Origin of the sequence: Sulfurihydrogenibium subterraneum DSM 15120 (genome assembly GCF_000619805.1) — a bacterium.
Taxonomy (GTDB): Bacteria; Aquificota; Aquificia; order Aquificales; family Hydrogenothermaceae; genus Sulfurihydrogenibium; species Sulfurihydrogenibium subterraneum.
Genome location: NZ_JHUV01000011.1, coordinates 193,737 through 214,416, shown reverse-complemented (window position 1 = coordinate 214,416; position 20,680 = coordinate 193,737). Strand labels below are relative to the sequence as shown.

General features: G+C 31.8%; 23 protein-coding genes. 15 read left to right on the top strand and 8 right to left on the bottom strand.

Going from position 1 to position 20,680, the window contains the following annotated elements:
• The 11 genes from Q385_RS08985 to rfbD all read left to right on the top strand — a co-directional run.
• A partial coding sequence (locus Q385_RS08985) for an integrase core domain-containing protein (RefSeq protein ID WP_156925208.1) occupies positions 1-272 on the top strand: 272 nt, incomplete at its 5' end.
• Positions 273-300: 28 nt separating this feature from the next.
• The gene (locus Q385_RS09595; protein WP_028950943.1) at positions 301-549 is read left to right on the top strand and encodes a glycosyltransferase family protein; all 249 of its coding nucleotides are present in this window, start codon (positions 301-303) and stop codon (positions 547-549) included.
• Positions 550-981: 432 nt separating this feature from the next.
• Positions 982-1,158: an HAD family hydrolase gene (locus Q385_RS09340; RefSeq protein WP_156925207.1), complete on the top strand. Its 177-nt coding sequence runs from the start codon at positions 982-984 to the stop codon at positions 1,156-1,158.
• A 5-nt stretch (positions 1,159-1,163) separates the two neighbouring features.
• On the top strand, positions 1,164-1,427 hold the full coding sequence (locus tag Q385_RS09150) for an HAD-IIIA family hydrolase (protein ID WP_051524413.1): 264 nt from the start codon (positions 1,164-1,166) through the stop codon (positions 1,425-1,427).
• A 12-nt stretch (positions 1,428-1,439) separates the two neighbouring features.
• A complete protein-coding gene (locus Q385_RS0106785) occupies positions 1,440-2,492 on the top strand; it encodes a glycosyltransferase family 4 protein (RefSeq protein ID WP_028950942.1) in 1,053 nt (350 codons plus the stop codon).
• A 14-nt stretch (positions 2,493-2,506) separates the two neighbouring features.
• Complete coding sequence (locus Q385_RS0106780; RefSeq protein WP_028950941.1) at positions 2,507-3,910, top strand: mannose-1-phosphate guanylyltransferase/mannose-6-phosphate isomerase; 1,404 nt, start codon at positions 2,507-2,509, stop codon at positions 3,908-3,910.
• Between the two features lie 34 nt (positions 3,911-3,944).
• Positions 3,945-4,613: a DUF8196 domain-containing protein gene (locus Q385_RS0106775; protein WP_028950940.1), complete on the top strand. Its 669-nt coding sequence runs from the start codon at positions 3,945-3,947 to the stop codon at positions 4,611-4,613.
• Positions 4,614-4,624: 11 nt separating this feature from the next.
• A complete protein-coding gene (rfbA, locus tag Q385_RS0106770; protein ID WP_028950939.1) occupies positions 4,625-5,503 on the top strand; it encodes a glucose-1-phosphate thymidylyltransferase RfbA in 879 nt (292 codons plus the stop codon).
• A gap of 1 nt (position 5,504) precedes the next feature.
• Positions 5,505-6,077 (top strand): dTDP-4-dehydrorhamnose 3,5-epimerase, encoded by a 573-nt coding sequence (rfbC, locus tag Q385_RS0106765; RefSeq protein WP_028950938.1) that lies wholly within the window; start codon positions 5,505-5,507, stop codon positions 6,075-6,077.
• A gap of 3 nt (positions 6,078-6,080) precedes the next feature.
• A complete protein-coding gene (gene rfbB, locus Q385_RS0106760; RefSeq protein ID WP_028950937.1) occupies positions 6,081-7,070 on the top strand; it encodes a dTDP-glucose 4,6-dehydratase in 990 nt (329 codons plus the stop codon).
• Positions 7,067-7,912 (top strand): dTDP-4-dehydrorhamnose reductase, encoded by an 846-nt coding sequence (rfbD, locus tag Q385_RS0106755; protein ID WP_028950936.1) that lies wholly within the window; start codon positions 7,067-7,069, stop codon positions 7,910-7,912. The genes rfbB and rfbD overlap by 4 nt, the downstream gene beginning before the upstream one ends.
• Positions 7,913-7,997: 85 nt before the next feature.
• On the opposite strand, the gene Q385_RS0106750 is transcribed toward rfbD, so the two are convergent.
• Positions 7,998-9,341, bottom strand: coding sequence for a glucose-6-phosphate isomerase (locus Q385_RS0106750; protein ID WP_037919759.1), 1,344 nt, complete (start codon positions 9,339-9,341; stop codon positions 7,998-8,000).
• Positions 9,342-9,442: 101 nt separating this feature from the next.
• On the opposite strand from Q385_RS0106750, the gene Q385_RS0106745 reads away from it, so the two are divergent.
• The gene (locus Q385_RS0106745; RefSeq protein WP_028950934.1) at positions 9,443-11,041 is read left to right on the top strand and encodes a PEGA domain-containing protein; all 1,599 of its coding nucleotides are present in this window, start codon (positions 9,443-9,445) and stop codon (positions 11,039-11,041) included.
• A 36-nt stretch (positions 11,042-11,077) separates the two neighbouring features.
• On the opposite strand, the gene Q385_RS0106740 is transcribed toward Q385_RS0106745, so the two are convergent.
• The 5 genes from Q385_RS0106740 to kdsA all read right to left on the bottom strand — a co-directional run bounded on the left by Q385_RS0106740 (position 11,078) and on the right by kdsA (position 15,649).
• Positions 11,078-11,407, bottom strand: a complete 330-nt coding sequence (locus Q385_RS0106740) for a c-type cytochrome (protein ID WP_028950933.1) — start codon at positions 11,405-11,407, stop codon at positions 11,078-11,080.
• A 13-nt stretch (positions 11,408-11,420) separates the two neighbouring features.
• The gene (locus tag Q385_RS0106735; protein WP_028950932.1) at positions 11,421-12,626 is read right to left on the bottom strand and encodes a molybdopterin-dependent oxidoreductase; all 1,206 of its coding nucleotides are present in this window, start codon (positions 12,624-12,626) and stop codon (positions 11,421-11,423) included.
• Between the two features lie 93 nt (positions 12,627-12,719).
• Positions 12,720-13,982, bottom strand: coding sequence for a class I SAM-dependent RNA methyltransferase (locus tag Q385_RS0106730; RefSeq protein WP_028950931.1), 1,263 nt, complete (start codon positions 13,980-13,982; stop codon positions 12,720-12,722).
• The gene (locus Q385_RS0106725) at positions 13,975-14,871 is read right to left on the bottom strand and encodes a fibronectin type III domain-containing protein (RefSeq protein ID WP_028950930.1); all 897 of its coding nucleotides are present in this window, start codon (positions 14,869-14,871) and stop codon (positions 13,975-13,977) included. The genes Q385_RS0106730 and Q385_RS0106725 overlap by 8 nt, the downstream gene beginning before the upstream one ends.
• Positions 14,861-15,649 carry a 3-deoxy-8-phosphooctulonate synthase gene (kdsA, locus tag Q385_RS0106720; RefSeq protein ID WP_028950929.1) on the bottom strand — a complete coding sequence of 263 codons (789 nt, stop codon included), beginning with the start codon at positions 15,647-15,649 and terminating at the stop codon, positions 14,861-14,863. Before kdsA ends, Q385_RS0106725 begins: the two co-directional genes overlap by 11 nt.
• Positions 15,650-15,820: 171 nt before the next feature.
• Here kdsA and Q385_RS0106715 point away from each other — a divergent pair, with 171 nt between their 5' ends.
• From Q385_RS0106715 to Q385_RS08970, 3 genes are all read left to right on the top strand, one after another.
• A complete protein-coding gene (locus Q385_RS0106715) occupies positions 15,821-17,455 on the top strand; it encodes a zinc ribbon domain-containing protein (RefSeq protein WP_028950928.1) in 1,635 nt (544 codons plus the stop codon).
• A gap of 14 nt (positions 17,456-17,469) precedes the next feature.
• Positions 17,470-18,618, top strand: a complete 1,149-nt coding sequence (locus Q385_RS0106710; protein ID WP_028950927.1) for a TolC family protein — start codon at positions 17,470-17,472, stop codon at positions 18,616-18,618.
• Between the two features lie 114 nt (positions 18,619-18,732).
• Complete coding sequence (locus tag Q385_RS08970) at positions 18,733-19,692, top strand: Fic family protein (protein ID WP_084609416.1); 960 nt, start codon at positions 18,733-18,735, stop codon at positions 19,690-19,692.
• A 27-nt stretch (positions 19,693-19,719) separates the two neighbouring features.
• Here the strand turns inward: Q385_RS08970 and Q385_RS0106700 are convergent, their stop codons facing one another.
• Together Q385_RS0106700 and speD are read right to left on the bottom strand one after the other, a co-directional pair.
• A complete protein-coding gene (locus tag Q385_RS0106700; protein ID WP_028950926.1) occupies positions 19,720-20,145 on the bottom strand; it encodes a pyridoxamine 5'-phosphate oxidase family protein in 426 nt (141 codons plus the stop codon).
• 72 nt (positions 20,146-20,217) lie between these two features.
• Positions 20,218-20,622, bottom strand: coding sequence for an adenosylmethionine decarboxylase (speD, locus tag Q385_RS0106695; RefSeq protein WP_028950925.1), 405 nt, complete (start codon positions 20,620-20,622; stop codon positions 20,218-20,220).
• Between the last annotated feature and the right edge of the window lie 58 nt (positions 20,623-20,680).

Sequence of the window (20,680 nt, the reverse complement as noted above, 5' to 3'; positions counted from 1 at the left end):
ATGGGAGCGAGTTTTTAGGGGAGTTTGACAAATATTTAAATGAGATAGGGATAGAGCATTACTTTAGCTATCCGAGAAGTCCAAAGACAAATGGAGCTGTAGAAAGATTAATAAGGACAATAGAAGAGGAGTTATGGTTTATAGAGAAAATGGAATATACGATAGATGAGATGAATAGAAGATTAAGTAGTTATGTGGAGAAATACAATTTTATAAGACCGCACTACTCTTTAGGATACAAAACTCCTGCAGACATAGTTAATAAAATGTAATAAAATTTTTTAGGTGTGGGTGTTCACGATGTATAGAACTTATACAATCTATGAGCTAAGGTTTACAGGTTATAATAAAATAATGGAAGTTCCCTATCTCTCTGGATGTTTTATGTTTATAAGAACTAAAGTATTAGAAAAAGTAGGCTTATTTGATGAGAGATTTTTTATGTATTTAGAAGATACGGAGTTATCAAGAAGAATCCACAAAGTTTCAAAAACAATTTTTTTATCCTTATGTCCATATATATCACTAATATGGGAAAGGTTCTTATAAAAACAAAAAACTACTTAAATATCACATTGAAAGCGCTATAAAATACTTTAATAAATGGGGATGGTTTTTTGATAAAGAAAGAGAGATAATAAATAAAAAAATTTTGGAAAAGCTTAGATATGTGAGGAATTAATGCTTTATTTAATAACATCTTTTATAGTGAGCTTTTCATTGTGTTTTATTTTTATAAAGTTAAAACATAGAAGCTTCGTGGATAACCACTTCTGGGGTTCAGAAATTCCACGACTGGGAAGTGTCAAGAATTGGTGGGGTAGCGATATTTTTTAGCTTTATTGATATTTGCATACCAGAAGACTATGAAAGAGCGAAAATTGAAATTGCCAAAAGTAAATAAAAGCTGGACTCTTTTTTTTAGATAGAGGTGGAGTTATAAATAAAAAGATTGAAAATGGATATGTACTAAACGTCAGTATGGTTGAGTTTTTAGATGGCGTTTTATCTGCGTTTCCTATTCTCAGTCAAACATTTGGTAGAATTATAGTTATTTCAAATCAAAGAGGTATAGGAAGAGGTTTAATGAGTACAAAGGACGTAGAATCTATCCACAACTTTATGATAAAAGAAATAGAAAAAGTCGGTGGAAAATAGATGCCGTGTTTTACTGCCCTCATGATTATGAAAAGGAAAATTGTAGCTGTAGAAAACCTGATATAGTTATGGCTTTACAATCGAAAGAAAGATTCAAAGACATAGATTTCAAAAAATCCATAGTAGTGGGAGATAGTTTGTCAGATATAGAGTTTGGAAAAAATATTGGAGCTTATTCTGTTTTTATTGATAAAAATAATAAAGAGCCAGAGTTAGCAGATTTTTCATTTGAAAACCTATACGAGTTTGCTTTACATTTAAGGATATAGGGGAACTTTTATATGCTAATACATACCATAACCTTTGCAATAAGTTTTTTTGTTTGTTTTTTAATAATACTTTACTCTAAAAAATTAGATATTTTCATCACAGACCATCTACACGCAGGACCTCAGAGATTTCACGAGAATCCTACTCCAAGAATAGGAGGGTTTGGTATTTTTATTGCTTTAAGTGTTGGACTTATGATTTATAATCCTCACTTCTGGATTTATGTTATTGTATCTCTACCTATATTTCTCTCTGGATTTGTAGAAGATTTAACAAGGACTTTACATCCAAAAATAAGACTTTTTCTTATGTCAATCGGCGGAATTATAGCTTACTTTGTTTTAGACGTAAAAATTACGAAGGTTGACGTTCCATTGATAGACCAGCTACTATCAGTAGGTATAATCTCACTGTTGTTTACTGTCTTTGCACTCGTTGGGCTTTCTAATGCTATAAACATTATAGATGGGTTTAATGGTCTTGCTTCTGGAGTTAGTATTATGATTTTGTTAGCTATTGGGTATGTTGCAAATGACGTTGGAGATTTTTTAATAAGAGACTTTTCAATAATGTCTGTGTTTGCTCTACTTGGATTTTTTATTTTAAATTTTCCTTTTGGTAAGATTTTTTTAGGAGATGGAGGAGCTTACTTTATAGGTTTTTGGATAGGAGGTTTAGTGATTCTTCTTGTTAAAAATAATCCATCTGTTTCTCCTTGGTTTGCCTTAGCTGTTAACTTTTATCCTGTTTATGAAGTTCTGTTTTCATTTTATAGAAAAGAAATTATCAGGGGGACTTCTGCTTTTGAGCCAGATCCTCTTCATTATCATATGATGGTATATAGAGTAATTTCATTAAAAAAAGTTCCGTTTAATAACAAAACTTTACAAAACTCTGCCACTTCTGTTTTTCTCTGGGTTTTAAATCTTTTTGCTGTTCTACCATCGGTGATTTTTTACAATAATACTCTATATTTAATAATAGTTTGCCTATTTTTTGCAATAATTTACAATCTAACCTATAGAAAACTAATACACAGTAAAGCCAAAGCATTTTTAAAGTAAGGAGGGAAATTTCAATGAAAGCTGTGATACTTGCAGGTGGTAGTGGGACGAGGTTGTTTCCTTTATCAAGGAAAAATTATCCTAAACAGTTTTTAAAAATAGGAAGTGATAAATCTTTATTTCAAAACACAGTTTTAAGATTACTTCCTATTTCAAAAGACCCAATTATAATCACAAATACAGAGTACAAATTCCACGTTATAAACCAGCTAAAAGATATAAATCTAAACCATTATCATCTCATAGAAGAACCTGTCGGCAGAAACACAGCTCCAGCTGTAGCCTTGGCGGTAAAGTTTGCCTTAGAAAAGTTAGACCTTCCTGAAGATGAAGTCTTAGGCATATTCCCTTCAGACCATCTTATAGAGCCAACAGACCTTTTTGTAGATTACATTAAAAAAGCTGAAAAAGTAGCAAAAGATTATCTTATAACCTTTGGTATAAAACCAACAAAACCAGAAACTGGATACGGCTACATAGAATCAGGAGAAAAAATTAACGATTACACTTATAAAGTACTAAAATTCCACGAAAAACCTTCATTAGAAAAAGCCCAAGATTACCTACAAAAAGGAAACTACTACTGGAACAGTGGAATGTTTGCCTTTACTATATCAAACATCCTTCAAGAACTAAAAAAACACAACCCAGACATATATCAACTTTTCCAAGAAAACTCTTACCAAACACTCCTTGAAAACTTTTCAAACATGCCAGACATATCCATAGACTACGCCATAATGGAAAAAACAGACAAAGCATCTGTAATCCCTGCTGATATAAAATGGTCAGACCTTGGCTCTTGGGACAGTGTATATGAAACGTTAGAAAAAGACCAAAACCAAAACGTAAAAGAAGGGAATGTAGTAAACATAAACACGAAAAACTCCGTAATACTTTCAAATAAGAGACTAATAGCTACTGTATCAATAGAAGACTTAGTAATAGTAGAAACAGACGATGTTATTCTTATAGCTAAAAAAGGAGATACTCAAAAAGTAAAAGATTTAGTAAACACTTTAAAGGAAAATCCTCAGTATAAAGAGATAACAGAGATACACAAAAGAGTATACAGACCTTGGGGAAGCTACACAGAGCTTGAAGAAGGAGAAAGATATAGAATAAAAAGGATAGTGGTAAATCCGGGAGAATCTTTAAGTATGCAACTTCACCATCACAGAAGCGAACACTGGGTAGTAGTAAGAGGAACAGCTAAAGTAGTGCTTGAAGATATATACGGAAAAGAGAGAAAAGAGTACTACATCCACGAAAACGAGAGTATATACGTCCCCAAAAGCACAAAACACAGACTCTCAAACCCGGGTAAAATTCCCCTTGAAATAATCGAAATCCAAGTAGGAGAGTACGTAAAAGAAGATGATATAATAAGATTTGAAGATAACTACGGAAGGACATAGATTTTTTACATAAGCTTCTTTGGAGGAGATAAAAATGGAAGTATTAGAAGAAAAAGTATCCAGACTTGAAGAAATGATGATGAGACTTTTATACATACAGCAAAAAACAGAAATGGAAATTCAAAGTTTGAGCAGAGAGATAAAAGAGTACAAGCAAGAAAACGATAGAAAATTTGCCAAAATGGATGAAGAGTTTGAAAAGTACAAACAAGAAGTTGACAAACAGATAAAAGAGTACAAACAAGAAGTCAACAAGCAGATAAAAGAAATGAACAAAAGATGGGGAGAGCTGTCTAATAAAATGGGAACTATCGTTGAAGACATTATCTCTCCAGCTACAAGACCTGTTTTGGAAAAGTACTTTAAATGCAAAATTGATAGAAAATCAATAAATGTTGAAGTAAACGAACAAAAAGTTCATACAGAGTTTGACGTTATTGCAATAAGTGAATCCTGTAAAACAGTATTTTTAATAGAAGTTAAAACTACTTTTAGAGGAAAGTTTGTAGAAGATGTGTTTGATAAGGTTGAAAAGTTTAAAATAGCTTTTCCAGAGTATAGAGATTATAAGATAGTTCCAATTTTAGCATCTTTATCAATGGATGAAAATACTGTAAACACTCTAACTAAAAACAAAATATACGCTATGGCTTATAGAGAGTGGGAATATATGGATATTCTTAACTTTGACCAGATAGAATAAGGAGGGATTTTGTGAAGGCTGTTATACTTGCAGGAGGTAGTGGAACAAGACTTTATCCAGTAACTATTGCAATAAATAAACACTTTTTACCGATTTATAATAAACCTATGATATATTACCCCCTATCATTAGTTATGCTACTAAAAATTAAAGACGTTATGTTTGTGGTGAATCCATCGGATTTAGAAATGTTTAAAAATCTGTTTGGAGACGGTAGCAAGTTAGGTATGAACATCCAGTACACTATACAACACAAACCTAATGGTCTTGCAGAAGGACTTATACTCGCAAAAGATTTTATAGGCAACGATAACATTTTATACATGCTTGGAGACAATGTATTTTTTGGACACGATTTAGTAAAAATAATGAACCAGGCAAGAGAAGACATAGAAAAAAACGGTGGTGCATACGTATTTGGATATTCTGTAAAAGACCCAGAAAGATTTGGAGTAGTGGAATTTGATGAAAATCAAAATGTAATATCAATAGAAGAAAAACCAAAAAAACCAAAATCACATTATGCAGTAGTTGGAATGTATTTTTACGATAGTAATGCAGTTGAAATAGCAAAAAACGTAAAACCTTCAGAAAGAGGAGAGCTTGAAATAACTTCTGTAAACGAAGAGTATTTAAAACAAAAAAAGTTAAAAGTAAAGCTACTTGGAAGAGGTTTTGCATGGTTTGATGCAGGAACCCACGACAGTTTCCTTGAGGCTGGAGAGTTTGTAGCAACTATAGAAAAAAGAACTGGACTTATGATAGGATGTATAGAAGAAATAGCTTATAATAATAACTGGATAACAAAAGAGCAACTTTTAGAACTTGCTAAACCCTTAGAAAAAACAGATTATGGAAAATATTTATTAGAAATTGCAAAAGAGGAATAACATGCCTTTTGAGTTTATAAAAACTGAAGTACCAGAAGTAATTTTAATAAAGCCAAAAGTATTTAGCGACAAACGTGGATTTTTTATGGAAAGCTATAAAAAGTCAGAATTTGAAAAAGCTGGAATAGACACAGATTTTGTTCAAGATAATCATTCAAAATCTATAAAAGGCGTTTTAAGAGGACTTCATTATCAGAAAGAACCTGCTGCACAAGGAAAATTAATAAGATGTATAAAAGGAAGAATTTTTGACGTTGCGGTAGATATAAGAAAAGGAAGTCCTACTTATGGAAAATGGGTAGGATACGAACTATCCGAAGAAAATAAACTTATGCTATGGATACCAAAAGGCTTTGCTCACGGTTTTTTAACGTTGTCTGAAGAAGCTGAAATTATATACAAAGTATCAGGAGCTGAATATTCACCACAGCATGATGCAGGCATAATATGGAATGATAAAACAATCAACATAAAATGGCCTATTGATAGTATTGAAAACATAATACTATCTGAAAAAGATAAAAATCTACCAACGCTTGAAGAAGCAGAGATAAATTTTGTATACGGAGGATAAGATTTGAAACTATTAATAACAGGTGGAGCTGGGTTTATAGGAAGTGAATTTGTAAGACAGGGAGTAAAAAAAGGATTTGACGTAGTAGTAGTTGATAAACTCACATATGCAGGAGATTTAGAAAGACTAAAAGAAGTAGAAAACAAAATAAAATTTTACAAGGCAGACATTACAAACAAAGAACTTATAGAGCATATTTTCAAAACAGAAAAGCCAGATGTATTAGTCCACTGGGCAGCAGAAAGCCACGTAGATAGAAGTATTTTAGACCCTTCAATTTTTATAGAAACAAATGTAAAAGGAACACAAGTTTTATTAGACGTAGCAAAAGAAAGTAATATAAAACAGTTTATAAACATAGCCACAGATGAAGTTTATGGAGAATTAGGAGAAGAAGGACAATTTTATGAAGATACACCATTAAATCCAAACTCTCCTTACTCTGTTAGTAAGGCGTCAGCAGATATGCTTGGAAGAGCCTACTATAGAACTTACAAACTGCCAGTTATTACAGTAAGACCATCTAACAATTACGGGTGGTGGCAGTATCCAGAAAAATTAATTCCAGTTGTTATTTTAAAAGCGTTAAATGAAGAACCTATTCCTGTTTACGGAACAGGACAAAACATTAGAGAATGGCTATTCGTGTCAGACTGTGCAGATGCAGTATTTCAAATAATGGAAAAAGGGAAAGAAGGTGAAATTTATAACGTAGGAAGCGGAGAAGAAAGAAGAAATATAGATGTAGTAAAATCTATTCTTCAAATTTTAAATAAACCCGAAAGCCTTATAGAATTTGTAAAAGATAGACCAGGACACGACTACAGATATAGTTTAAATACCGAAAAAATACAAAAAGAAATAGGATGGAAAGCAAAAATTAAATTTGAAGAAGGAATAGAAAAAACAGTTAAGTGGTATTTAGATAACATGGAATGGGTTGAAAAAAAATTAAAACATCTTAAAGATTACTGGGAAAAAGTTTACAGATGAAGTATTTAATATTTGGGAAAAACGGTCAATTAGGTTCAGAGTTTTCTCAGTACTTTGAAAAAAATGGCTATAAGTATCTGTCTTTATCAAGAAATGAGTGTGATATTACCAACTTTCAACTTGTAGAAAAAATAATAAAAGATTACAAACCAGACATAGTTATAAACTGTAGTGCTTATAACTTAGTAGACAAAGCAGAGGAAGAGTTTAAAGAAGCTCTTGAAATAAACGGTTTTGCAATAAAAAACTTAGGATTAATTTGTCATGAGTATAAATCATTTTTAATCCATTACTCAACCGATTACGTTTTTGATGGGACAAAACAGGACTTTTATACCGAAGATGATACTCCAAATCCATTAAGTATGTACGCAAAAAGCAAGTATATAGGAGAAAAATTTATAAAAGAAATTTTAGATAACTACCTTATTTTTAGAGTTAGCTGGGTTTACGGAAAAGGAAAACAAAACTTTCTATACAAACTCAACCAGTGGGCAGCTGCCAACAATATTTTAAAAATAGCGGTAGATGAGTTTTCAGTCCCTACCTCAACAAGAACAATCGTAGATATTACTTTAAAGGCTTTAAAACAAGGTTTAATAGGATTATATCATCTTACAAACTCTGGATATGCATCAAGGTACGAATGGTCTAAAGAGTATTTAAAATTAAAAGGAATAAATAAACTTATTTATCCAGCTTACCAATCAGACTTTAACCTTCCTGCAAAAAGACCAAAATGGTCAGCTATGAGTAATCAAAAAATAAGTAAGGCTTTGGGAGTTGAAATACCTATGTGGAACGAAGAATTAAAGTTTATGATAGAAGAAAATGACTTGTGAACTACTACTCTATTTTTATCTCATTCAAACTATTTGCAGTTAAAACTTTTCTAAGCAGCTGCCTCCTATCTCTTCCTTCACATCGCTACAGATCCAGTACAAACTCTTGTTTATTTAACTCTTGAAACTCTTTTAACTTCTCTTCGTAGCCTTTTCTTCCCATTAGACCGTATGCAAAGTTTTTACCTTCTTCTACTGCTGGCTGGTCAAATGGATTTATCTTGTATAAGTATCCTGTAAAGCCAGTTGCAAGTTCGTATATGTAAATTAGCATTCCAAGGTTGTAAGGGTTTAGTTCGTCTAATGTAATAGTGAGGTTTGGTACTTTACTTTTAGTTAAGGCAGATCTTGTTCCTAAAAGTTCTATGTCTAAGATTTCTTTTAAAGTGTGTCCAGACAGATAGGATATTTCAGGTGGCAAATCAGAAGGAATTTTAAAATCCCTTAAAGATTTTTCAACATTAATAAACGTAACTATCTTATCTTTAGGACCTTCTCTAAAAAGCTGGATTTGAGAGTGTTGGTCTATTGTTCCTATTGCTTTTAAAGGTGTTTGTCCGTATCCTTCCTTTCCTAAACTTTCTGCCCAGAGCTGTCTATACCAGTCTACAAATGAAGATAGTCTTTCAAAGTACGGCATCATAACTGAGATTGATTTTCCTTTCTTTTCGGCTGCTATGTAATGGATTAAACCTATTAGATAAGCTGGATTTTCTGTTATTAAAGATGTTTTACCGCAAATTTCATCAGCTTTTCTTGCACCTTCAAGAAGATTATCTATATCAATTCCACAAACTGCTGCAGAAAGTAGTCCAACAGCCGTCAAAACAGAAAATCTTCCTCCTACAAAAGGAGGAATGTCAAGGATTCTTATGTCTTCTTGCTGTCCAAACTTTCTTAAAAATCCTTTTTCTGGGTCAGTCGTAAATATTAAGTGATTTTTATAAGTGTTTGGTAGCAAATCTTTTAAGGTTTTGTAGATGATAGCAAAGTTAGCCATCGTTTCAACAGTTGACCCAGACTTTGTTATCACGTTAAACATAGTTTTTCTTACGTCTATCAAATCTAAAACATTTCCAAACTTTTCTGGGTCAACGTTGTCAAGAATGTATAACTTTGGAAACTCAAAGTTGTTGTAGTTAAACCCATTTATAGCTTCTTGAAGCATCTGATTACCAAGAGCTGACCCCCCTATCCCAATAACTACAAAGTAATCAAAATTTTCTCTTATTTCCTTGGCAAGATTTTTAATCTCTTGAGTGTTTTGATATGGAAGCTTCGTAAAGTAAAATTTAGTATCTTTTTCTTTTTGTATTTTTTCGTGGATTTCTTGGACTATATGACTGTACTCTTGAAATTCTTCTAAAATTATACCGTCTTTTTCACCTATGATTTTTGCCATTACATTTGTGTAATCAATTTTTATCATCAATCTCCCCCTAAAAACAACGTTTATAATATTTTATGATAGAAATCAAATTTTTGTTTTATAATAATGTTAGTAAATACTAACTATAAGAGAGGTGTGGCATGAGAAATTTTTCTTTTCTCCTAATTCTTTTTTCATTTTTTTTATTTTCCTGTGAAGGAAAAGGTAAGTTATCAGTTAAAGAACCTCAAGGTGCAGAGGTTTACGTTAATGGAAAACCAATAGGAAAAGCACCATTGGAGGTAGAATTAAAAGAAGGTAGCTATACAGTTGAAGTTGCTACAAGTGAGTTTGATAGAGACAGACAAACAGGAGTTTGGGTATATTATGACAAAACCACAGAACTTTCCTTTAAACCCAGACCAAAAGGAATCCTTGAGGCAAACACTATTCCTCAAGGCGCAATTGTAATGGAAGGTAGAAACTACCTTGGCAAAACACCATTTAAAGATTATCTTGACGTAGGTAAGCATCTGATAGTTTTTAAACTTGGGAATGTTGGAACTTCAAGAAAAGTCGTTATAGAGTACGGTAAAACAACTTCTTTAACAGTCAATTTAGAAAAAGCCGTAATACACTTTGATGCAAACCCAAGCGATGCTATTGTTTATGTAGATGATAAAAAGTTAGAATCATTACCTGCTACAGTTGAGTTAGACGAAGGAGTCCATAAAATAACTGTAGAGAAAGACGTTTACAAAGATACATTTACGTTAAAATGGAAGAAGGGAGATGAATACACCGTAAAGTACACACTTGAAGACGTTCAGCTTCCACCTGTTCAGGCATATGGTCCTATAACTATTACAAAAGACTATAAACACTTTGTATCTTTAGGAAAAGCAGGTATCTACTTCTGGGATTTATCTGACTTGAAACCTCACATCTCTTTATGGGACCCTGAAGACGTAAGAAACTTTGATAAATTTACAAATTTTGCTGTTTCTGACGATGGAAAACTAACATCAGGTATAAAACCTATAAAAGCTCTATCTTACAAATATAAAGATATGAAAAATCCTGTTAAAGTCTTAGTTTGGGATAACTCTACAGCTATGGTAGTTGTTAATAAACTTTTTGATGCCAATATTTCTTTTGTTGCATTTGGTAAAAACGGTTCTAATGTATATCTTCTTGGCAAAGACGGTAAAGGTTTTATAATAGACTCTAAAACAGGAAATAAAATTAAAGACGTATCAATTGGAGATACTATCTCTTCTGTAAAATCTTATTCAAATAAGATATATTTAGGTACAGAAAGTGGAAAACTTATAGTTTACGATACATCTTCTGACTCTTCAGTATCTACAAACCCTGTTCATAGTGGTAGAATAAACGATATTCAAATATCAAAAGATGGAAAATACTTAATTACAGCATCTAACGATAAAACTGTAAAAATACTCAATATTAATGATTTATCTACAGTAAAAACATTCTCTTCAAACGTTCCTGCAGTGTCTGCAAACCTTTCACCTTCAAACTCAAAGGTCGCTATTGCCAAAGCTGATAAAACTGTAGATGTGTTATCCTTTGATGGAAATAAACTTTACACAATATCTAACTTACAAGCTCAGGTCATCTCTGTAGCGTTTACATCAGAAGAGATTGTTCTAACTGCTTCTTCTGTAGATAATCCAGTTATAAATCTCTGGTATTCTGGAAAATTACTTAGAAAGTGGGTTCAAACAATTGAGTAATGTAAAAGACAGCTCCCTTTACGGGAGCTTTTTTTATTAATTTGAATAATTCTCGTTTAAATATTGGATAATCTTCTCTGCATCATCTTTTGATATAGGAGCTTTAAACTCATTTATCATTTGATAGACAACAGTTCTCCACATATCTTTTCCTGTTTTACCTTTGGATTGACCAAATACATAACCAGGAGAATGACACATTAAACAATTTTGTTCAAATACAAGTTTATACTTGCCTTCTTTCATTTTCCAATCATAGTATGGAAGATTGATAGAATAAACTTCGTTATCTTGTGCTTTTGAGCTACCAACTAAAAAAGTACTAAAGATTAAAGCAGATATTGAAAAAACTTTAAAAACTTTCATATTAGGCACCTCCTTAAACAACTTTTATCTTTATACTGTCAACTGCGTTCCACATATAGCCACCAGGGTTCCATCCTGCTTCAAAAGGTTGAGTTTCTCCATTTTTATTGATTGCTCTAACCATTACCTTTACTTCACCTTTTGTTGTAGGTTTAAAGTAGTAATACCACTCCCTAAAAGAGTATCTTCCTAAGTCTGGTCCAAGACCTGTAGGTTTCCACCTTTTACCACCATCAAAAGATATTAAAACATCTTGAATACCATAACCTTGGTCAAATGCTACACCAGCAATTTTAACAGTCTGTCCTAACTTTACTACTGTATTATCTTCAGGCGTTCCTATAACAGATTTAACGTTCATCTGAGTAATCATCCTTAATTTTGTTGGCTTTTGACCTACAGGTACACAGTGGCAAGCATTATCTGAAATATGGTAAGCTTCTTCCATCCAGAAATTTTTCAACTCTTGATTTAAGACTGTTATTGTTGTAACAGATTTTATCCAGTGGGTAGCATACCATCCTGGGACTATAAGTCTAAGTGGAAATCCATTTAGAATGTGTAAAGGTTCCCCATTCATCTCGTATGCAAGGATTAAGTCTTCATAGAGACATTTATCTATAGGTAAAGACCTTTCAACGTCTGGAGTTTGTGGATAAGGTGCTTTGTCAAGCCCTTTAAACGCAACTTCTACACTGTCCCATTTCACTCCTGCATAATTTAAAACATCAGATAGTCTTACGCCAGTCCATAAAGCATTTCCCATCGCTCCGTGTTTCCACTGTATTCCAAGGGCTGTTTGTTGTTTTTCAAAGAAAGACCTTCCATTTCCAGAACATTGTAAAACAGCATAGTAAGAGACGGGTTCAAATAAAGACTTTAGCTCGTCTAAAGTTAAACTTACAGTTTTGTTTACGTTTCCCGTTATTGTTAATCTCCATTTTTTTAAATCAACTTCTGTAGGTATGTCTGACAAGTGCCATCTAACAAAGAATGCTTCGTTAGGAGTTATGGCTTTTGAAAAATAGCTTCTTGGTGTTTCAAGCAATGGTGGTCTGTCTGAGTACATTATCAAATCGGCTTTGCCAGGATACTTTACAATTTTGGGATAATTTTGTAGGTCTATTGAGGGTATCTCATCTGCAAAAGATTTCTTCATCGTTAAACCAGCTACAGCCAACAATAAAGAGCTTTTTAAAAAATCTCTTCTTGAGCTCATAACTATGACCTCCTAAATAGTCTTTACGTAGAATAGGATAGAGCTGATTTTATAAAAAATCTAATAGAATGTTTAAATATGTGTATTGAAATTTTAAATCCTTTCTAAAACTGCGACACTTTCTATGTGATGGGTTTGAGGGAACATATCAACCATTGATACTTTCAGCGGATTAAATCCATGCTCTTTAAAAGATTTTAAATCTCTTGCTAAAGTTGACGGATTACAAGATATGTAAATAATTTTCTGTATTGAATCTATCTTTGATATCTCGTTGATTATCATTTTACTTAGACCACTTCGTGGTGGGTCAAACACTATAATTTCTGGTTTAAAGTCTTTTGCATACTTTAAACCTTTTTCTGTTTTTGCTTTTAAAAATTTTAGATTTTTGAGGTTGTTGTGTCTTACGTTTGCTTTTGCATCTTTTACAGCTTCTTCGTTTGCTTCCATACTTAAGACTTCTTTTGTATAAAAAGCCAAAGGGATTGAAAACGTTCCAACACCACAGTAAAAATCAACAGCTTTTTTATAGCCCTTATCATTTACTTCTTGTATTACTAAATCAATAAGATTTTTTATCTGAAAAATATTCACCTGAAAGAAACTATTCATACTTACCCTGTACTTGTAATTATCTACACTTTCAAAAACAACATCTTCTCCAAGTAGTATATGTCTTTTTTCCTTATCGTAAAATCCTATACCTTTTATGTTTTGATCTATTTCATCTTTATAGATTTCCATCTTAGGAATTACATTTACAATCTGGGAGCTGTCTGGAAAGACAAATTTAATAAGTTTTTGGTTTTTACTGTTTGAAAAAACGACAACCTGCGAAGGAGTTAAAGTATATTTAAATAAAAACTTTTTTAAAGGCTGAATTATCTGGTTTAAATCTTCTTTTAAAAGGTAGCAGTAATCTATATCAACTACCTGATTAGAGTTTGGTTTGTAAAAGCCAAAGTTTTTACCGTCAAACTTAAATTGGGCTTTGTTCCTGTAGTTAAAAGGCTGAGATGGATAAACTTTTTCTATAGGAAGCTCTATCTTTCCTATTCTTATTAGCTGGTCTTTTAAAATCTCTTTTTTTATCTCTACTTGCTTTTCATAGGGTATGTGCTGAAAATCACATCCTCCACACAAAGTAAAGTACTTACATACAGGCTCTTGTCTTTCTAAAGATGGTTTTATTATTCTTATTGGATTTGCAAGGGAGTAATCTTTCTTTTCTTCTATAACTTCAATCTCTACTTCTTCTCCTTCCATAGTATAAGGAACAAAGTAGACTTTATCGTCCTTAGCTAAACTATATCCTCCGTAAACGACTTTTTCTATCTTAACTACTTTACTCATCTTCCTTTATCTCTAATGGTATGCTTTTGTTGTTTGCTTTATCAACTGCTATAACTTTGTAAGTATCTGTTTTTTTGTAATCTTTATCTATAAAGTAGTAAGTCTTTAATGGTACATTGTTTAAAAGGGTGTTATTTTTGTATATCAAATATCCTACCATATCTTTAGACTCACTTTCTTCCCAGATGATGGTTGCCTGATTTCCTTCTACTATAATTTTTCCTCTTTTTGGCGGTTTTGGTGGGAATATATCTTTAAAAACACTACATACAGTTGGCGATTTCTCTGTCTCAACAGATTTATATATGGATAAAGTGTAGTAGTAGCAGTACTCTTTATCTAACTCTACATTTTGGTCTGTAAATTTTTCTGAATCTATGGTGTAAGAAGCTGTAGGAATAAACTCTTCTTTATTATGGACTTTGTAGATGTTTTTTGCGTAATTTACAGCAGGAAGATAGAGCTCAAAACCTTCTTCAACTAACTCTATCTTTGGAGTGTTTAACTGTAAATTAGGAACTTCTTTTTTAGATATACATACGACTTTAGAAGGTAAACTTTCTCTTCTTTTAGTTTTTACAACCACTTTATAACAGTTTTCTTTTCCTTCAAAACTATCAGTAAACCAGTATAAATTTTCTTTTGATTGGATCTGAGGGTTTATTCTTTTTTCATTTTTATAGATTATAAAGTAAACGTCTTCTTTTATAGGGTTTGAATCTGTGTACTTTTTATCGTAGTAAAAGTATACTAATGAACTATTGCCGTACTGTTTTACGTAGATGTTCTCAACTGGTAAAGGGGTAAAAGATGGAGGTGGTTTTGGATTTCCTTTTACACCACAGGCTGATATTATTATAGTTAAAACCAGTAAAAGCCTAAATATCATTACTTTCTATAAACTCTCTTAATTTTAAAAGATTTTCTACGATGACAGGAAAATCTTTTAACGGAATTTGGTTTGGTCCGTCTGATAAAGCTTTGTCTGGGTCTGGATGGGTTTCAAAAAATAGACCGTCAACACCTACTGAGACAGCTGCCTTTGCCAGAGGGTAAGCAAACTCTCTCTGACCTCCTGATGCTTTACCTAAACCACCTGGAGTCTGAACGCTGTGAGTTGCATCAAATATAACAGGAGCAAACTGTCTCATTATCTTTAATCCTCTAAAGTCAACTACAAGGTTATTGTAGCCAAATGTAGTACCTCTCTCTGTAAGGTATATCTTATTAGCACCACCAAATTTTAGTTTATCTACAATGTTTTTAGTATCCCAAGGGGCTAAAAACTGACCTTTTTTAACGTTAACTTCTTTTCCAGTCCCAGCAGCTGCCAAAAGTAAATCTGTCTGTCTGCACAGGAAAGCTGGAATCTGAATGACATCTACAACCTCAGAAACAGGCTTAGCCTGATAGCTTTCGTGAATATCTGTAAGCACCTCTAAACCGAATTTGTCTTTAACATCTTTTAAAACAGACAACCCCCACTCTAAACCTCTTCCTCTAAAAGACTCTAAACTACTTCTGTTAGCTTTATCAAAAGAAGATTTAAAAACGAATCTAACTTCAGGATGTTTTTTTTGGAGCTGTTTTAAAACTTCGGCTACTTCAAAACACAGCTCTCTACTTTCAATAACACACGGTCCTGCTATAATCGTAAACTTATCCAATATAAAACCTCTTTGTTTACCTTACTATAATAGATAATAGTTTATCATAACAAGGTTGCAATATTTAAAATTCTGTGTTAATTTTATAGAGGGGATAAATACAGTAGCTTGATTTTTTAATCATATTTGCCTATAATTACTAACATTAAGAAGTTATTAAAGAGCTAAAAGATGGATAATTTAACCCTTTCATACAGCTTAACACTACCCCAAAGCATATACCCACACTTAGACTATTTAATGTCAATAAACAAAAGACAGATTAAAAACTATTTAAAAGACCTGTGGAATAATGAAACACTAAGTAAACTGACAGAAAAAGCAAAAGCATTAGCAGTATTAAAAAAAGACACAAAAAGAACAGATAAATGGATACCTTCAAGAGTTTACAGAAACTCATTAGAGCTAACAGGACAGATACTCCGCTCACAAATAGAAAGAAAACAGATTTATGAATTTATAGCAAATCACCCTTGCACAATAGTTTATAACGAAAACTATTTAGCAAAATATTTAGAAAAATCACCACTATTTATATTAAACATACAAAGACAACTAAAAAAGCAAATAAAAAAAGGATACATAGAAAAAGACTACCTAAAAGCAGTAAAACCAGATTTTAATGCAGATATATTTATAAGCTCAGCAGACGATAGCATAGAAAACGGGCAGTTTAAAAAATTAGAGTTTTACAAGAAAAAAGGACTATGGTTTATGAAATTAAAAATAAAACTACCAATAACAAATCAAAAATTCAAATGGTTTGAAATAAAAAAAGCAGTTTCAAACAAAATAGCAAAATTATTAAACAAAGAAGCAAAGCCAAAAGCACCGTTAATAAAAAAAGAATTACTATCAAACGGATATGAGATATTCAAGCTAATAATACCTTTTGAAATAAAAATAAACACACCAAAGGTAGAAAAAATAGAAGAAGAAAAATTATTATCAATAGACCTATCACCAAGTGAAAACAGACTTGCAGTGGCCACAGTAGTAGAAGAAAAAGGACACTCAAAACCAGCATTTTTCAAAGCAAAACGAATAATAAGAAAAATAGACAGAATACAAAAAGAGATAGACAGATTAGAGAAGAAGATAGACCACATAGCAAACAACATACACACAACCACAAACAAAACACATAAAGAAGAATTACAAAAAAGACTACAGCATCTATACCAAGAACAAAAAAGAAAACAAAAGAAGATAAAGCAAATCAGAAAAGAAGTCTTAGAGATATTCACAAATTGGATAATAGAATATGCAAGAAGTTATGGTATAAAGGTAATAGCGATAGAAAAGCTATCATTTAAAAATATACCAAACTGGAAAATCAGTAAAGCAATAAAAAGATTTACAGACTGGTTTTACAGTAAGGTAAAAGACAAATTAGAGTATAAGGCAAAAATAAAAGGGATAAAGATAATAGAGATAAACCCAGCAAATACAAGCAGATACTGTCATAAGTGTGGGGAAAAAGGAAAAGCAGAAAAATTAGTATTTAAGTGTGAATGTGGAGAGTATGATAGAGACTACAATGCAAGTGTAAACATAGGAAAAAGAGCGATAAAGATAATAAAGAGAATAAAAGAAGAAACTGGCAAGTCAAAATCCCAAGAGCAAGGCTCAAGAGATACTCCTGCCAGAAATCCGTTCCGTCAGGGGCTTGCCAGTTTTAGAAGTTTATTGTCAATAAAACCTTTAACTCAGCTTGTAGCCTACAGTAGTTTAGTGGAAGTATCGGCGATAAAACTCAAAAAACTATCTAAATGGATAGACTTACACGATTATGGATATGGATAGATGGGACGGATAAAATGATATGGATTGTATTTTTAGCCTTTACTATATTTAGTTTTGCTTATTCTCAGACTTTAGATGAATTGATTAATCTTGCATTAAAAAACAATCCTCAGCTAAAAAAATTAGAAAAAGAACTCTCTATTATAAAAGAGAAGTCAGAAACTGCAAAAAAACTACCCAACCCTTCTTTTTCTTTATCTTACAGTGGTGGCATTAATGTTTCAATGAGACAGTACATACCGTGGTATGAAAAGTTAGAATTATCAAAAGATATAGAAAAACAAAACTACAGATCTCAATTTTACATTTACGAATTAGAAAAAAATAAACTTATCCGTCAAGTAAAAGAAGTTTCTTACAGAATAAAGATTTACAAAGATAAAATAGAACTTTTAGAAAATTATCAAAACGACGTAAAAAATCTTATAAACTTAAAGAAAGACAGCTACGAAGTAAATAAACTTAAAATTTTATACACAGACCTACAGTTGGAAAAATTAAATTACCAAAGAGAGATAGAATCTTTACTCTCGTATTTAAAAGAGCTTGTTAACTATGAAATACAAGATATTGAAGTAAATGAGATAAATTTTAGAGAAGATTTAAACATTGAAACTATCTTAAGAGAAGCAGAAAGACAAAGTCCTATATTAAAAAGTTTAGAGGAAGCATTAAAAAGAGATAGATTAGCCTACAAACTTGCAAAAGAAATTTACTATCCAGATGTTTCTTTGGGATTAACATATAAATCTAAAGAAAGGTTGCAAGATGCTTTTTCCGTTGGTTTTAACTTAAATTTAAACTTTCCTTTTTGGAGAACTTTAAGCCAAGAACAGATTGTATTAGAAAGAAAACTCTTTGTAATAGCCCAAGAGGAACGAAAAATACAAACCTTAAACAGTTTAAAAACTCAGTTAACAACTTTCTACAACGAATACAAATACAACTTACAAAAGTTAAATCTGCTTTTAAGTACAAAGGAAATTTATGAAGAGGACTTTAAAAATACTTATAAAAAATTTTACTCTGGAGAAACTGACTTTCAAACGTTTTTAACTTCTTTTAACAGCAGGAAAAAGTCTGATTACGATATTTTAGATTCTAAATTAAACGCGTCCATATCAGCTATGAAGATAGAAGAGTTAATTTATACAAGTTTTTAAATTGACCTTAGAGTATAAACTGTCACGTTTTCAAAAATTTACTTTTTTCGTAACAGATTTAAGTTTTTGTTATAATTATAATTATAAACTTTTTAAAAATCTTATGGTGACAGATTGATTGATGAAAAACTAATAGAAAAAAGGAAAGAGATATTAGAGTCTTTAGGAGGACTTCCAGAACCAAAAGTTAAAAACAAAGAATGGCTTTATTTGTTAGAAGAAGAAACAAGAAACTCTATAATGATAGAGGGTTTTTTCATTTCTGAAAAAGAGCTAAAAGAAGTTTTATCTAAAAATCAAACCTTAACAAAAACAGAAGAAGAGGCTTTTAACTATTTTAGAACTGCTACGTTTATCTACGAACTTGCCTATGAAAATTATAAGCAAAAAGATTTTTTGTTTGGAATTCCTTTAATCAGACAAATTAATAAAGGTTTAGGGAAAGGTGGAGAATTTAGAAAAGGTAAAATCAAAATTGCAGGGGCAAAATTTGAACCGCCTGAGAGTTATATAGAAGAATGGGTCAAGAGTTTTGTAGATTTTACTCTTTTTACAGAGAAAAATTTTTCTTTTGAGTATTTATCAATACTTCACGGATTTCTTGAAGAAATTCATCCTTTCTCTGATGGAAATGGAAGGACAGGAAGAATACTTTTAAATTATTTCTTGATAAGTAAAGGCTATCCTCCTGTAATAATTAAAGGAGATGAAGAAAACAAAAATCTGTACTATAAAGGACTTGAAGAAATAGATAAACAACTTTTAGAAGTTTTAAAAAAAAATAAAAATAAACCTCCTGAAAAAGACCAAGTAATCAGTAAATTAAAAACTACAAAATCAAAAATCTTAAAAAATCTTATACTGGAAAGCATAAAAAACAGTTTAGATATGATTATAATTAGTGTTTATGAAAACCAAGGTAAAAAATTACAACCAGTATCAGATTTAATATCTAAAATAGGATACAGTCCATCAAGTGGGAGACAGTTAGTAAAAAGAGGTAAAATAATAGCTGTTAAAAGAAAAAATGTATGGTTATCTGTCAAAGATGTTGTAGATAGGTTGTTGAAGTAGTAAAACGGGACTTTGTCCCGTTTATTTTTAACTTCTTAAAGCTTTTAACACTTTCTCATCTAACTCTAAGGCTTTTTGAACATTTCCTGTATGCTCAAAAGGTATGGTACCTTTTACAGTAGCTCCCGGGAACAGGTTATCAACAACATTTTCAACTTTAACGTCTAAAACGGATACGCCAAAAGGAATGTCATCAATAGTGTCCTTTATAACTTCTGCTTTACCGTAAATTGTGGCTGCAATCTCTGGACCAAATACAGAAACTGCCACGTTTGGATTGTTTTTTACGTTTTCTACGGATTTAGAGTTTTTACTTAAAGCAACTCTTATCGTGTTTTGGTCTTTTGCTATAAGCCAGCTTACAAAAGCAAGATAAGGTTTATCACCATCTGCAGTAGCAAAAACAGCAGGAGTAAGGTCATTTAAAAGCTTCATCAAATTTTCGTTTAACATAGAATACCCCCTAAAGATTTTTAAATATAATACTACAACTTTAAAAAAAGGGTATCTATGCTTTTTATCAGATTAAGCCGTTGCAGTCAGTTGCCACTTTTCTATGTTTACACCTTCCGGATTAACCGGTACAACGCCTCTTTCTGCTATCTTTTCATCAACTCTTTTTGGCTTTAACATCTTAATTATGTATTCCATAGCCTTAAATGTTTTCTCTTTACCACCGCAGGTGTAAACATCTATAGCAGCATAACCGTGTTCAGGCCAAGTATGAATTGATATGTGAGATTCTTCTAATAGGATTACTCCTGTTGCTCCGTGAGGATTAAATTGATGAAAGTGAGAAGATAACTTACTTAGGTTTGCGTATTTAACAGCTCCTTCAAGAAGTGCCTTAATGTCTTCAACATGGTCTAATTTGTCAAAATCTACTCCGTAAAGGTCAGCTATGATATGCAGTCCGAGGGTTTTTTCCATTTTCTTTCCTCCTTAAAAGTTTTTTTAGTTAAAATTTTCGTCGGGCTAATACTGCCCA

Excerpts from the sequence above, each read along its gene's own strand:
- Q385_RS09595 (WP_028950943.1), top strand. The coding sequence starts at position 301 with ATGTATAGAACTTATACAATCTATGAGCTAAGGTTTACAGGTTATAAT.
- Q385_RS09340 (WP_156925207.1), top strand. The coding sequence starts at position 982 with ATGGTTGAGTTTTTAGATGGCGTTTTATCTGCGTTTCCTATTCTCAGT.
- Q385_RS0106785 (WP_028950942.1), top strand. The coding sequence starts at position 1,440 with ATGCTAATACATACCATAACCTTTGCAATAAGTTTTTTTGTTTGTTTT.
- Q385_RS0106780 (WP_028950941.1), top strand. The coding sequence starts at position 2,507 with ATGAAAGCTGTGATACTTGCAGGTGGTAGTGGGACGAGGTTGTTTCCT.
- Q385_RS0106775 (WP_028950940.1), top strand. The coding sequence starts at position 3,945 with ATGGAAGTATTAGAAGAAAAAGTATCCAGACTTGAAGAAATGATGATG.
- rfbC (WP_028950938.1), top strand. The coding sequence starts at position 5,505 with ATGCCTTTTGAGTTTATAAAAACTGAAGTACCAGAAGTAATTTTAATA.
- rfbD (WP_028950936.1), top strand. The coding sequence starts at position 7,067 with ATGAAGTATTTAATATTTGGGAAAAACGGTCAATTAGGTTCAGAGTTT.
- Q385_RS0106750 (WP_037919759.1), bottom strand. The coding sequence starts at position 9,341 with ATGATAAAAATTGATTACACAAATGTAATGGCAAAAATCATAGGTGAA.
- Q385_RS0106745 (WP_028950934.1), top strand. The coding sequence starts at position 9,443 with ATGAGAAATTTTTCTTTTCTCCTAATTCTTTTTTCATTTTTTTTATTT.
- Q385_RS0106740 (WP_028950933.1), bottom strand. The coding sequence starts at position 11,407 with ATGAAAGTTTTTAAAGTTTTTTCAATATCTGCTTTAATCTTTAGTACT.
- Q385_RS0106735 (WP_028950932.1), bottom strand. The coding sequence starts at position 12,626 with ATGAGCTCAAGAAGAGATTTTTTAAAAAGCTCTTTATTGTTGGCTGTA.
- Q385_RS0106730 (WP_028950931.1), bottom strand. The coding sequence starts at position 13,982 with ATGAGTAAAGTAGTTAAGATAGAAAAAGTCGTTTACGGAGGATATAGT.
- Q385_RS0106725 (WP_028950930.1), bottom strand. The coding sequence starts at position 14,871 with ATGATATTTAGGCTTTTACTGGTTTTAACTATAATAATATCAGCCTGT.
- Q385_RS0106715 (WP_028950928.1), top strand. The coding sequence starts at position 15,821 with ATGGATAATTTAACCCTTTCATACAGCTTAACACTACCCCAAAGCATA.
- Q385_RS0106710 (WP_028950927.1), top strand. The coding sequence starts at position 17,470 with ATGATATGGATTGTATTTTTAGCCTTTACTATATTTAGTTTTGCTTAT.
- Q385_RS0106700 (WP_028950926.1), bottom strand. The coding sequence starts at position 20,145 with ATGTTAAACGAAAATTTGATGAAGCTTTTAAATGACCTTACTCCTGCT.
- speD (WP_028950925.1), bottom strand. The coding sequence starts at position 20,622 with ATGGAAAAAACCCTCGGACTGCATATCATAGCTGACCTTTACGGAGTA.